Source organism: Yoonia maritima, from assembly GCF_043641945.1.
GTDB classification, from domain to species: domain Bacteria; phylum Pseudomonadota; class Alphaproteobacteria; order Rhodobacterales; family Rhodobacteraceae; genus Yoonia; species Yoonia maritima_B.
The window spans coordinates 370,748-383,712 of the sequence record NZ_JBHZRX010000004.1; the positions used below are offsets into that span (position 1 = coordinate 370,748).

The window sequence follows — 12,965 nt, forward strand, 5'->3', positions numbered from 1 at the left end:
CAGCAAATAGTCATAGTCCGCCCATTTGTCACGCCGTGAAGATATATGCTGCAATGCAGCAAAGGCTGTGTTAATTTGCGGTATGGTCCAGACTTTGTATCACAAAGACATTCTGCAAAACCGCGCGCAAATTCACCTGACGCGCGCGACCTTGACGCCTCAACGCCCTAAAGCCCTGCACACGCATGACTTTTTCGAACTGTTTTGGGTCCAAAACGGTCAGGTCAGACATCACCTCCCCGACCGCACCGACACGCTGGACGAAGGCACCGCTTGTTTTCTACAGCCCGGTCAGCATCATGCGCTACAAGGTCGCGGTGAACATGCTCTTGTTGTTTCACTGTGCATCCACCCTGATACGATTGCTAATCTTGGAAAACGCCATCCAGACCTGCAGGGTCACCTTTTCTGGTCCGACGCCAAAATCGCGTTACACCAACGCGATATCCGCCAATTGGCCACACTAAACCACGCTGCCGTCCTTTTGGAGCGCAGCGCCTGTACCGCACTGCACGCAGAGGCATTCTTGCTACCGCTTTGCGCCGACCTAACGGGTGATATTCAGCCAAAAGACGCACCCGCATGGCTGGCGCAGGCCTGCCAGACAGCCAAAGACCCAGCCGTGTTTCGGGAAGGCTCCGCTGGTCTTGTCGCGATAACGGGCAAAGCACATCCGCATGTCTCGCGGAGCATGCGTAAATACTACGGCCAAACGCCGTCAGATTTCATCAACGACCTTCGTATGACCCACGCCGCACGCGTGTTAATCACCGATAGTGACCCAATCAGCGAGATAGCCCGCGACGTCGGCATTCCGAACATGTCACATTTCCACAAACTGTTCCGAAACGCATATGGGCTGACGCCACTCCAATATCGGCACAAATACCAGCGTGAACTCGTCCAGCCTCAAGGCTAAATGATCCCCATCACCTTGCGTCAAATACTCAAAAAACGGTTTTGATCAATTGATCAAAACTTGCCAATCATTGGCCAAACTGGCACTCTGTTCCGGCAATGCAGGAGGCCCCCTTGCAAACTACTCACTCCACCACTTTGCACCAGCTTCCGCAGGTGCAAGAACAGCGTAACGACGGCATGCCACTTGACCTTGATTGGGTGATGGCTGTCCAAGCAAATACATCGGCCATCGAACGACGCGCAGCAACGCTGCCCGGTCGGCGGTCTGTCAAAAAAGATTACCAAGCCGCTTGGCTATGTAAAGCGATCAGTCTGATCGACCTAACGACCCTTTCAGGGGACGACAGCGAAGGGCGCGTACGACGCCTATGCGCCAAGGCTCGCCAACCTGTGCGGGCAGATATCCTTGAAAAGCTTGGCATGACCGGGCTGACCACAGGTGCGGTCTGCGTCTATCACGATATGGTCGAAACTGCCGTAGACGCCCTGCAAGGGTCGGGTATTCCCGTGGCGGCTGTTTCCACTGGTTTTCCTGCTGGCCTATCGCCGTTCCACCTGCGCATCGCTGAAATCGGCGAAAGCGTCAAAGCGGGTGCCGAAGAAATCGACATCGTGATTTCACGTCGCCACGTGCTGACAGGCAATTGGCAGGCGCTTTACGATGAAATGAAGGAAATGCGCGCGGCCTGTGGTGACGCCCACGTCAAAGCAATCCTTGCCACCGGCGAGTTGGGCACGCTGCGCAACGTCGCGCGCGCATCACTAGTCTGCATGATGGCCGGGGCTGACTTCATCAAAACGTCCACTGGTAAAGAACCCGTCAACGCCACCTTGCCCGTCACGCTAACCATGATCCGCGCGATCCGCGACTATCAGGAACGTACGGGGATTAAGGTTGGATACAAACCCGCGGGCGGTATCTCCAAAGCCAAAGACGCGTTGGTCTATCTGTCGATGATCAAAGACGAACTGGGCGACCGTTGGCTGCAACCCGACCTGTTCCGCTTTGGCGCATCCAGCCTACTGGGCGACATCGAACGGCAACTCGAACATCACGTCACAGGCGCCTATTCGGCATCCTGGCGTCACGCGATCGGATAAGATCATGACCATCAAAGAAATCTTCGACACCATGGAATACGGCCCTGCCCCTGAAAGTAGCAAAGAGGCGCTGCAGTGGATCGCCGATCGTGGCGGCATCGCGGGCCATTACATCAACGGCGAATGGGGTGCGTTGCGCGATGATTTCTCATCGAACAACCCAGCCACAGGCGAAAAGCTGGCAGGCGTAACCAAAGGCAACGCAGCCGAGGTGGAAGCCGCTGTCAAAGCCGCCCGCAAGGCGCAACCTGCATGGGCCAAGTCGGGCCATAAACGTGCGCGTGTCCTTTATGCAATTGCCCGCCTTTTGCAAAAACACAGCCGTCTGCTGGCCGTGATGGAGACATTGGACAACGGCAAACCGATCCGCGAAAGCCGCGACATTGATGTGCCTCTGGCGATCCGCCATTTTTACCACCACGCGGGCTTTGCCCAATTGATGGACGAGGAACTGCCCGACCGCGAGGCATTGGGTGTTTGCGGTCAGATCATCCCATGGAACTTTCCACTGCTGATGCTTGCGTGGAAAATTGCGCCTGCGCTGGCGATGGGGAACACGGTCGTTCTGAAACCAGCAGAATACACATCGCTGACCGCGATGGTCTTTGCCGAAATCTGTTCTGAGGCAGGCGTACCGCCGGGCGTCGTGAACATTGTGACTGGTGACGGCGAAACAGGTGCAGCACTGGTCAACGCTGATGTCGATAAAATCGCATTCACTGGATCCACCGAAGTTGGCCACAAAATTCGCGAAGCAACGGCCGGATCAACCAAGGCGCTTTCTCTCGAACTGGGCGGCAAATCCCCCTACATCGTATTCGATGATGCCGACATCGACAGCGCGGTCGAAGGGTTGGTTGACGCGATCTGGTTCAATCAAGGTCAAGTCTGCTGCGCCGGATCGCGCCTGCTGGTCCAAGAAGGCATTGCTGATCGATTCTATGCCAAACTCAAAGCCCGGATGGATGGGCTGCGCATCGGCAACCCGCTCGACAAATGTATCGACGTTGGAGCCATCGTGGACCCGGTTCAGCTGGACCAGATCACCAAGATGGTCAACGCTAATACAGAAGGCGAAACCTATCAGGTCGCAGCACCCGAAGGCTGTTTCTATCCCCCAACACTGATCACTGGCCTGTCGTCCGCATCGACACTGATGCAGGAAGAGATCTTTGGCCCTGTTCTGGCCGCAACCACATTCCGCACGCCATCCGAGGCAGTCGAAGTCGCGAACAACACGCGCTATGGCCTTGCCGCATCGGTCTGGTCGGAAAACATCAACCTTGCGCTCGATATCGCGCCTAAACTGGCTGCGGGCATCGTTTGGATCAATGGCACCAACATGATGGATGCTGCTGCTGGCTTTGGTGGCGTACGCGAAAGCGGCTTTGGCCGTGAAGGTGGCTGGGAAGGTCTGACAGGTTACACAAAACCAAAGGCATCTGCGAAGCCAATCAAGCCAGCCAAGCCATTTGCAGCTACTGACGGTCAGCCTGCGGACCCTCTCGATCGTACAGCAAAACTGTATATCGGGGGCAAACAAGCACGTCCCGACGGTGGTTATTCAAGCCCTGTCTACAGCGCCAAAGGCAAGCTGCTGGGCCATAGTGGCATTGGCAATCGCAAAGACATCCGCAACGCGGTCGAGGCATGTAACGCAGCCAAAGGTTGGTCCAAGACAACTGGCCACCTACGGGCGCAAATCCTGTTTTACATCGCAGAAAACCTGTCGGCACGGGGTGCCGAATTTGCGGCAAGGATTGACGCCCTTGTTGGTGGAAAATCCGGCGCGGCAGAGGTCGAAACAGCTATCCAAACGCTGTTCACTTACGCCGCATGGGCCGACAAATACGATGGTCAGGCGCATGGCGTACCGATCCGTGGTGTCGCGTTAGCAATGAAAGAACCGGTCGGAAACATCGGCATCCTCTGCGACGATACCCCACTGTCTGGGCTAATCAGCGCAATGGCACCCGCAATCGCGATGGGCAACCGCACGGTCCTTATCCCAAGCGCTGCATTCCCGCTGGCGGCGACTGATTTCTACCAAGTGCTAGAAACATCAGACGTTCCTGCGGGCGTGGTGAACATCATCACAGGCGACCACGCAGAACTGGCACCGACGCTCGCTAGCCATATGGATTTGGACGCGGTCTGGTCTTTCTCAAGCAGCGATGTCAGCGGAGCGGTAGAAAAGGCCAGTGCGGAGAACCTGAAACGCACTTGGGTGAACAACGGATTGGCAACAAATCCAGCAACACATGACTATCTTCAGGCCGCGACAGAGATCAAAAACATCTGGATCCCATACGGCGAGTAACGAACCTTCGCCAATTCATCATACAGAAAAGGCCCCGACTTTTCGGGGCCTTTTGTTTTATTTCTTTGACCGCCAAGTACCGATCCATCGAGAGATACGGCCTCTACTCTCAGCGATATCTGCCTGAACTTCGTCCACACGATGACCAGCGCTATCCATTATAGGATCAACTGTACGTTCACGAAACTGACGCCACATGGCACGTATAAACGCAATGGCTGCCATAAGGGCGACAAAGAAAAAGATGTTGAACCAAGGAATGATAGTCACGTTCGGACTATCAACAGGACGGATCGCGACTGCGTTGGGAAAAGCTGAGAAGTATTCGTTGCGCCAACCGTAATGGGTCACCACTGCCCATTTCGGTTGTTCAGGGGTCGAACGCAAATCGTCCGCCTCGGTTTGTAGCGATGCCGTGTCGAACTTGAAATAGAACGGCCAAGACCATCCTGTATCCTCATTACGATAAACCATAACTTCGGTTGTATCGCGCGGCAAAAATCCCAGAAGGTAGGTTTTCTTTTTAACCGTCTGTATGAACTGAACGTCGCGATTGATGATCGTGGCAGACTGGTCATCCGGACGCGCCCAGAAAATGCGGGTCCAATCGTTCAGATCTTGGCGTTCTTGGTATGTGTTCACAACACGTACAATATCGTGCTGCGGCAGTGCATAATGCAGTACGACCCAGCCAAACATGAATACAAGAACCCGAAAAGCTATCTTAATGCGGTGCATGGGAATTCCTTTAGTTCTCGTTAATCATATAGATAATGGCGGCGATGGCGATGGTAGGAACGACATAGACCAGCCCGATCAATTTGGGTCGGATCGAACTGTTATAGGCTGCAATTCCTTCAGCGACATAGGCATCACGCGCGTCTTGATCAACATTGTCCGGGTGATCGGCGTCAAATTCTTTTTCTAGCCGCTCACGTCTGACCGACCGCGAATAGACCGAGATCATCAGATACAGCACACTTAGCCCGACAAAGCCGAACACGATTAGTCGAATAAATCCCATCAGCTCCTCCTACCGAGCGCGCCCCACGGGCCAACGCGGGTAATCAAATCAGGTTGCGCTTGCGGCCTTGGCTCCTCCATCGGGGCCTCGTGACCATATAGCGCTTGTCGGGTTCCTGCCTTATCTACCTGATACTCACGATCAAGGAAATCAACGACATAAGCCCGCTTTTCGTCCGGCCATGTGGCGTAGGCGCGATAGAACACCTCTTTATGGCAAATGAACAGTTGCCTGATATCAAGCGGCGTAAGTTCAGCCAACAACATGTTTACCAAATCTGCATCCGCGTGAGGCTTAGCGCGCAGCGTATAGAAATACGCCGGATGCTCTGACGTGATCTTGGGCCATGGTCCGTCTTCTTCGGCCCATCGCAACAATGCGGCAAGCCCCTGCCAAGCCTCTGGCAGTTTCTGCGCATACTGTCTGCCCAATCGGCGCAGGTCGCGACGGGTCGCGCCAGCAAGGTTTTCACCCATCGCGGCGGCGACCTCCATCACGATGAAATCCATCTTTTGATGCAAAATCGCGGCGGCATCGACACCACGTGCGTCGATAATGGGTTCAACCAGATCGTTAATGCTTAGGAACTTAGCAATGGCTGAACGATCCCTAAGATCGAAGGTAAACCGAATAGGCAGGTCGTCAAAGTCGTCCTTATCGGTCGCGACAATCGCCGCAGGATGTTCAACACCCCGAAACAGATACATGCCGCCAAACAGATCTGTCCAATAGTTGTCCTGATCGAATTCCATCTGCTTGAGCCGAACTGGATTTCGCACGACATCGCCCGTCTTTTTCGCCATGCCAATCATATCCGCGATCAACACATCATCGAACCACGCATCCTGTTCAGACTTAAACCGATCGATCATCTTACCCAGCTTATCAGCCATCGCCACTGTGCCGCTGGTCGTATCAGCCTCGATCCGGACTTTACGAATATCAAAAAGGCGCGCCGGACTATCGGCCAAATAGACAGAGTTAACCAATTCGCCCGCAACGGCATCGCGCGCAGTCAAGGCAAACAACTCTGATCTATTTTCGTTGATAAACTGTTTGAGAATACTACGCGCAGTCGAAAACTTTGCATTCAACAGCGGTGCGGTCGCCTGCTCTGTCGTCAGTAGAATAAACTGGCGGTTCACACCCGCGTGGTTCAGATAGAGATCATCACCAAACTCTTCACCCAACTCGGGGCTGAACCCAGAAATATCAATATGAAACACATCCTGTACCGTTTTACGTCCAGTAAGATGCTTAAGCGCACGATTATAGCGTTCAACCAACACCGGACTATCCACCCGGATCAGATTGCCAAACATCAGGCCTTTTTCGATTAGTCGATGCATGTTGCAACTCCGTTGGATAACGCTACCATGTTTCGCTCACCCATTTTTTGGGTAAGCCAGCCAAAGACAATAGCATAATGGGCGCCCATATAATTGCTGCGATTAGGCCGAGACGCCCGAAGAATGCGATGTTCGCAGACCAGCCGGGTACCATCATTTCCGCGAATGGCACCCCTTGCCATATGTAGAGAACAGCGAAAAAAGTCGCTGAAATCACAAACAGGACGATCGTAGACAGGAACGCGTTTAGCAGTAGTGGTCTCACGCCTTCAGGCAACAGCTTTGACATAAGACGCGGCACACCAAACGCGAGCAACGCAAGCGTCACGGCCGGAACAAATAAGCTGTCAGAAACAAAACTACCCATCCAGCGAAGCCTTTATCGTGAAGTTGGGGCTGAGCAGTGCCCAAACATAACGGCCGATAATCCATACGGCGCGTAGCAAAATAGCAGCGACACCACCGGACGACATTCCCAGACCATGCTCTACAACAAATCCGAGCGCCCCCAAATAGGTTGGAGAATGTTCAAAATGGTCCCAGCCAACGGCCACCAAACCAACCGGAAACGAAGCAATAAGCGTTACGAGCAAAGCTCCAATCATTGCGAACGGCAACGCCAAAAGGACATGCAGTTTCTGCGTGATTAAACGGCCAGTTGCCCACCAGCCAACTGCGCCTAACGCAAGCGATCCCACCGCCACAACATAGACATCATGTGCCGATTGATGGCTCAACCTTTGCCCCCTAGATACCGCTTCTTCGCTTCTTCTTGACGACCAAAATCGCGGACCATGTTTTCAATCGCGACTTCGTCGGACTTATCTGCATACCGGAACTCACTGTCTGCGTAGCGGTTGATTTCTTGGATTACCATGTCGACCGTGATCGGCGCGCGCAGGTCGGAAATCATGGCTTTCTTAGTGTCATAGTCTTTGAACATAAACAGATCGGGACTTTCCATCCATTCGTCTGGCAGTTCAAAGTCCATCGCGCGGACCTTCACCGCGTCAGTGATGTTCTTAATAGCGCGGCCAGTAAAACGCGGATCAGCCTCTTGAATCGCTTTCAGATAGGTCCCCATTTTGGCAATCGTATCAAGCGTGCCAATCTCAGACGAAACACGGTCATAGACATTCAGCAAGCCGACCTCTTTGGGCCGCGAGTGCCCTTCGAACGACGCGGCGACTGCCTTTTTGATCTCTTGCGCGCTAAACACTTCATGCGCACCGACTGGGATCTCGTGGTTCTTGCCCATCAGCAAATAAAGAATGTCGATATAGTCTTCGCGCGTTTGCGGACCATCGACCAAGAAACGCGCGCCAGCGCGCTGACGCAGCGCATCATCGACGTTTTCAGGATAGTTTGAAAACATGCCAAACGTACAGTTCCCGCGGACAACGGTGTTCGCACCCGCAAAGCTTTCCATCAGCACGGCGGTGATCTCTAGCTGGCCAGCAGATGACTGACGGTCCCCCCGTTTCCCCGCAAGCTGGTCAATGTCATCAATCGTGCCAAAGCCGATCACATGCGGATCAAGCACGTTGTTGATAAATGCTTTGGCGTTCTGGCCCGATTTACCCTGGTAGCTGTCAATATTGTCGGTCGAAAGGTTCTGATAGCGGAACGGATAGCCCGCGACCTGACAGTAATCGTTCACCAAGCCAGCCATCATTTGGATAAGCGTGGTCTTACCCGTCCCCGGCTTACCGTCGCCCATAAAGGTAAAGATAAACCCACCAAGTTCCGCAAACGGGTTCAGCTTGCGATCAAAGTCATAGGCCATGACCATCTTGGCCAGTTTCATCGCCTGATATTTGGCAATGTGGTTACCGACGACCTCGTTCGGTTTCTTAAAGGTCATGGTCAGAGCAGAACCCTTGGCCTTGCGGGCTGGCGTAAAGCCCTGAACGGTGAAATCGTCAGCCTCAACATGCCAGCTGGAATTATTGAACGCGACCATATGCGGGGCCGTGCTTGCACGCTGCGCCACGCGATCCATCAGCTGCTCGCAATATGCCAGCATAGTCGCGATCAAAGTGGCCTCGTCCCTAGCAAATTGACCTAGTTTCTGATCCAGCTCCCAAATCGCACCGTGCAATGCTAACGGGGCATTATCGGTCAAAACCTCATCGACAGGCCCGACTTCAACGCTGGTTTCTGTGCCATGGCTCGCCAACAAAAATGACGTGGCATTCGCAAATGTATACAGGGTAATCAGACTCTCGGCTGCCAGATACTCTGCAAATTCAACGGACCTTTCTGATGGCATACGCCCCTCAAGATTAACACGCTTCAACTCGGTCAAGGGCGTCTGATCAGAGTAAGCCTCTGCCACGGCCAAAGCGATGGACATCGCACGGCGCAACGCATGCGCCACGGACGCCTGCGCAGGTGAAGTCAGCGGATCATCGTCGTCCGTTTCCGCAAGACGATCAAGCAGGCGAACGCCGCCAGAAGGTGCCGATGTGCGCGAAAGTAAACCCGGCGTCGTAGAACGAAACCGACGCCGCGTCGCTGCCACATCCGGCGACTTCTCGGGCGCTTCCAATGACAAACGCGCCTTCGCCAAACGAGGGCTATGATCCAAACGCATCAACATCTCGGCCACTGGCATATAGTGTTTGCGGATATCGTCTTCACGCAGTTCCATTTGATCGCTTGTCTGGCTCATATCTCTTCTTTCAACTCATCTTGCTTAAAATACTCCCGCCGGAGGCCAACAAATTTAGCTAAATTTGTTCCTCGCTAACGATAGCTCAGCACGCGTCCGCTATCGCTGACGACAAACTTGCGGATATCGCTAAATCCTCGCGGGTTCCGTTCAGCCAACGCCTGATAGGGGCGCTCTGGCATAATAAGGGATCGTTCTAACCGGGTCGCACCCAAGTTCGCACCACCCTGCTCGAACACATCGCGCGCAAAGATCTGACGTTCGACCGACCCGAACCAGCCTGACTTCACATGCTCAACACGTTCGGCGACCAGCTCTTCTTCGGACCACACAAGCGCCCAATCTTCGCCAACAGGGGCATTCGCTGCCTCTAGAACCTCGCGTAGTGGACCCGATTGGCGAGTAAAGGCGTTGCTATACATCGGACCAATGTGGAACCGGCGCAGGCGCGTTGGATGCAGGTCGTCGAAATCTTCGTCAAAGCCCTTTGCGATCGTCAGCAGCTTTAGCCCCGCAACCGACTGCGCCATCAGATGCGCTTGGGCTTCGGGCCAGCGGCGTTCATCTTTGGGCAGGCCAGTGCGTCCGGTATCTTCGACATCCATGATATAGATCGTTGGCAGATTGATCTGGCTATCATAAACGGCCCAGTGCACTTGAAACACACGGCGGTCGGCCTTGTTTTCGACCCAAACAGCCTGCGGATCGTTACGCGCCCAAAACTGGTCGCCGCGCAAAAGCTCTTCGTAATACAGCCGCTGTGACAGCGCATATTGCAGCTTCGTCGGGATTTCCTGTTCGCTTAGGATGACCCGTACCATTTGGTCTTTCAGATCATCCGTACTTGGCATCGACCCAAGGTGGCGTTCGGCCTGAAGCGCGTCATTCGCCATCTCAAGCAATTCTTGATAGACAGGAAAGCCGCTTTCCACCCGGTCAAAGGTCAGCTTGCCTGCATAGGCAAACCGCCCCGAGAAATGGTATTTGTGGGCCAGCGCCGTGAAGGTCCAATTCAAACCAACAAGGTATTGCGCCAAGGCCTCAATATCACGCCGAGAGAAACGCCCCTCAGCCTCCATCGTCGCGGCGACCTTGGTTAGATAGCCCGTGATCCGTTGAAACTTGCCAAAATACCGACGGGTCACGCGGGTATCTTCGAGCTTCATATGATCGGCTTGGAGGTTAGAGGAGTCCATCGCGGTCATGCCCTTCCAGATCAATATGAAGCCACCAGCGCCAGAAAGTGCTATCAAAACTATGGAGAAACCTCTCGCTCGGCGTTCGTCCATACATCGCAAGTGCCGACCGCTGTAGAACGTTAAACCACATCCAACGATGCGCCGAACGGCCAACAACACCAAATACCAAGAGCACGAAAGCAAACGTAAGGGTAACCATGCCAATAATAGCGAAGGTTTTACCCAACAGAATATAACCAACCGAAGCGGCTGAATACGTCGCGATCAACAGTAAAATCCCCGATAACAGAGCTATTGAACCTATCTTAGTCGCGATACGAATCTTATCTTTAAACCTCACTGGCAGACTTTCTGTGCAACTGCGGCCCTAATCAGCCCCATACTGATTGCTGTCGTGCTTTTCGACGATCTGTTGGAAGCGGCGCACAAAGCGTTCGTCTGCTTTCGCTTTTTGCTCAAGTATCTCGCGGGCAAAGACCATGTGGTCTTCGTGGGCTTCCATCATGTCGGCCATGCGCGCGTTGGTCGCGGCACCGATAGCGGCCATCGCGGTTTGGGCCTCTTGGTCGGTTTTTACACCGATTTCGTTGATCTTGTGGGCGACGTCCTGCTGCTGTGCGGTTTTCAAAGACTTGGATAGGGCGTCGTACAGGACAACACGCTGCTTAGTGTCTGTTTGCAGTTTGTTGATCAGCACCATCTGCGTCGCCGCTTGGTTCTGCAAACTGTCGATCCAGGTTTTACCCTTTTCGATATAACGCTCTAGCGTTTGGGATTTTGCTAGTTTCACTTGCTCTTGCTGAACCATGTCGTTGTAGCTGGCGTTCAAGCCAGCCAATTCGGTTTCCAGTTTCGTACGCGCCGCGGCGTCTTGTTCAACCGAAATTTTACCTTCAAGCGTGATGATCTGCGGATCAACGGCCAAGATGTCAGCGCGGATCGCTTCCAGCTCACCAACAACCGCTTCGCGTTCTTGCAAGGTGCCACCAAGGTTCTTTTCGACACTGGTTTTCTGTTCATTCAGCACAGCTAGCTGGCCTTCAAGCAGTTTCATGATCACGTCAGATTTGCTGATCAAGTCCTGCAATTTATCATCTATTGATGCCGTGCGCATACGTTCCTGGCGCATGCTGTCGGCCTTGGCCTTGCTGAAAATCCCGATAAAGGTTTCCATGCCAGTCTTTGATCGCATTTCATCAAAGTCTTTGGAAAATGCGGATGTCACATCGTCCAAGCCCATGATCAGCTCTGCGATGTTTGCATTCATGAGGTCTGTATGTGCGTGCACCTCATCAAGGCTGGCGTTTTCAATATCGACAGCGATGTCAGTGCCTTCGGCCATTTTTGTCCGCGCCGTTTCAATACGGCTTGTCAGTTCTGAAATCTTGCTTTGTGCAGCGGCAACTTGTTCTTGCGATTCCTGAATCTGGGTCTGAAAATCGGCCATTAAAATATCCCTCTTTTATTCTGTGTTAACAGTCATGTAGGGACTGCCACTGTATTTTTCAAACGCACGGCATACGAAACCGCACCCGTTCGGGCGAATTCTTACAAGACCTACCAGCAAAATAAAGCGCTTAAGCGTCGTCAAAAACTGGCGGGTGGTCCATTGCTACTGCTTCTGGCCCCAACAGCTCTTCTGCGTCGATAATTTTAGGAGGCAACTCGATGCCGCGCTCAAAGTTTTCGGGGTCAACGCGCAAAGATTCCTCTTGTCCACGGATATGGACCTTCATCGGCGTATCGATCTGATCAAACAGATGAATGACATCTTGATTGAACATACGAATACAGCCAGCCGAACCAGAATTCCCGATAGATTCCAAATCGTTCGTGCCGTGGATGCGATAGTAAGTGTCGCGCGAACCACGGTACAAATACAATGCACGTGCGCCCAGCGGACTACGCAAACCACCTGGAATACCAGCAGCCAAATCCCCATACACTTCCGGTTCAGTACGCAGCATATTCGCGGTCGGCGTCCAGCCCGGCCACTTTCGTTTCATACGGATTGTCGCACTTCCACGGATAGATTTGCCAGCGCGGCCAACTCCAACCGGATAGCGGGTCGTCGTGCCATCTTCGCGGACGTGGTACAAAAACTTCGCGAATGGATCGACGTCGATCGTATTACCGCTTTGCTCGCCGTTGTAAATTCCGGATACGCGGCGGTTCACGCCATGCAAGTATTGCGAGGGAATGCCGGGCAGACGGTAACCTGAATCTTCAATCGGTCCGTATCCATCAACAAAGTCTTCCACGACGGGCGGCGCGACCTCTTCGGTTACGCGTGGCGCACAGGCCGCGGCGGTACTGGCCAGCATCATGGCGCCAAAGCTACGACGCGTTAGAATTGTCAAAGGTTGCATACACTCAC

General features: G+C 53.5%; 13 protein-coding genes. 3 read left to right on the top strand and 10 right to left on the bottom strand.

Annotation, left to right across the window (positions count from 1 at the left end; genetic code table 11):
- The first annotated feature begins 82 nt into the window (after positions 1-82).
- The 3 genes from ACHUEV_RS11390 to ACHUEV_RS11400 all read left to right on the top strand — a co-directional run bounded on the left by ACHUEV_RS11390 (position 83) and on the right by ACHUEV_RS11400 (position 4,342).
- Positions 83-919, top strand: coding sequence for a helix-turn-helix transcriptional regulator (locus tag ACHUEV_RS11390; RefSeq protein ID WP_394179920.1), 837 nt, complete (start codon positions 83-85; stop codon positions 917-919).
- 98 nt (positions 920-1,017) lie between these two features.
- On the top strand, positions 1,018-2,022 hold the full coding sequence (deoC, locus tag ACHUEV_RS11395; RefSeq protein ID WP_106357864.1) for a deoxyribose-phosphate aldolase: 1,005 nt from the start codon (positions 1,018-1,020) through the stop codon (positions 2,020-2,022).
- A gap of 4 nt (positions 2,023-2,026) precedes the next feature.
- Positions 2,027-4,342 carry an aldehyde dehydrogenase family protein gene (locus tag ACHUEV_RS11400; protein WP_394179922.1) on the top strand — a complete coding sequence of 772 codons (2,316 nt, stop codon included), beginning with the start codon at positions 2,027-2,029 and terminating at the stop codon, positions 4,340-4,342.
- A gap of 57 nt (positions 4,343-4,399) precedes the next feature.
- Here ACHUEV_RS11400 and ACHUEV_RS11405 read toward each other — a convergent pair whose 3' ends face one another.
- The 10 genes from ACHUEV_RS11405 to ACHUEV_RS11450 all read right to left on the bottom strand — a co-directional run bounded on the left by ACHUEV_RS11405 (position 4,400) and on the right by ACHUEV_RS11450 (position 12,957).
- On the bottom strand, positions 4,400-5,080 hold the full coding sequence (locus tag ACHUEV_RS11405; RefSeq protein WP_394179924.1) for a DUF1523 family protein: 681 nt from the start codon (positions 5,078-5,080) through the stop codon (positions 4,400-4,402).
- 10 nt (positions 5,081-5,090) lie between these two features.
- Positions 5,091-5,366 carry a hypothetical protein gene (locus ACHUEV_RS11410; RefSeq protein ID WP_394179926.1) on the bottom strand — a complete coding sequence of 92 codons (276 nt, stop codon included), beginning with the start codon at positions 5,364-5,366 and terminating at the stop codon, positions 5,091-5,093.
- Entirely contained in the window at positions 5,366-6,715 is a 1,350-nt protein-coding gene (locus tag ACHUEV_RS11415; RefSeq protein ID WP_394179928.1) for a DUF6638 family protein, read from the bottom strand. Before ACHUEV_RS11415 ends, ACHUEV_RS11410 begins: the two co-directional genes overlap by 1 nt.
- Before the next feature lie 22 nt (positions 6,716-6,737).
- Positions 6,738-7,082, bottom strand: a complete 345-nt coding sequence (locus ACHUEV_RS11420; RefSeq protein ID WP_394179930.1) for a hypothetical protein — start codon at positions 7,080-7,082, stop codon at positions 6,738-6,740.
- The gene (locus ACHUEV_RS11425; protein WP_394179932.1) at positions 7,075-7,452 is read right to left on the bottom strand and encodes a hypothetical protein; all 378 of its coding nucleotides are present in this window, start codon (positions 7,450-7,452) and stop codon (positions 7,075-7,077) included. Before ACHUEV_RS11425 ends, ACHUEV_RS11420 begins: the two co-directional genes overlap by 8 nt.
- Entirely contained in the window at positions 7,449-9,389 is a 1,941-nt protein-coding gene (locus tag ACHUEV_RS11430) for an AAA family ATPase (protein WP_394179934.1), read from the bottom strand. The genes ACHUEV_RS11425 and ACHUEV_RS11430 overlap by 4 nt, the downstream gene beginning before the upstream one ends.
- 74 nt (positions 9,390-9,463) lie before the next feature.
- The gene (locus ACHUEV_RS11435) at positions 9,464-10,594 is read right to left on the bottom strand and encodes a hypothetical protein (RefSeq protein WP_394179936.1); all 1,131 of its coding nucleotides are present in this window, start codon (positions 10,592-10,594) and stop codon (positions 9,464-9,466) included.
- Positions 10,572-10,856, bottom strand: a complete 285-nt coding sequence (locus ACHUEV_RS11440) for a hypothetical protein (protein WP_394179938.1) — start codon at positions 10,854-10,856, stop codon at positions 10,572-10,574. The genes ACHUEV_RS11435 and ACHUEV_RS11440 overlap by 23 nt, the downstream gene beginning before the upstream one ends.
- A 99-nt stretch (positions 10,857-10,955) precedes the next feature.
- Entirely contained in the window at positions 10,956-12,035 is a 1,080-nt protein-coding gene (locus ACHUEV_RS11445) for a coiled-coil domain-containing protein (RefSeq protein WP_394179940.1), read from the bottom strand.
- 130 nt (positions 12,036-12,165) lie between these two features.
- On the bottom strand, positions 12,166-12,957 hold the full coding sequence (locus tag ACHUEV_RS11450) for a L,D-transpeptidase (protein ID WP_394179942.1): 792 nt from the start codon (positions 12,955-12,957) through the stop codon (positions 12,166-12,168).
- Positions 12,958-12,965 lie beyond the last annotated feature (8 nt).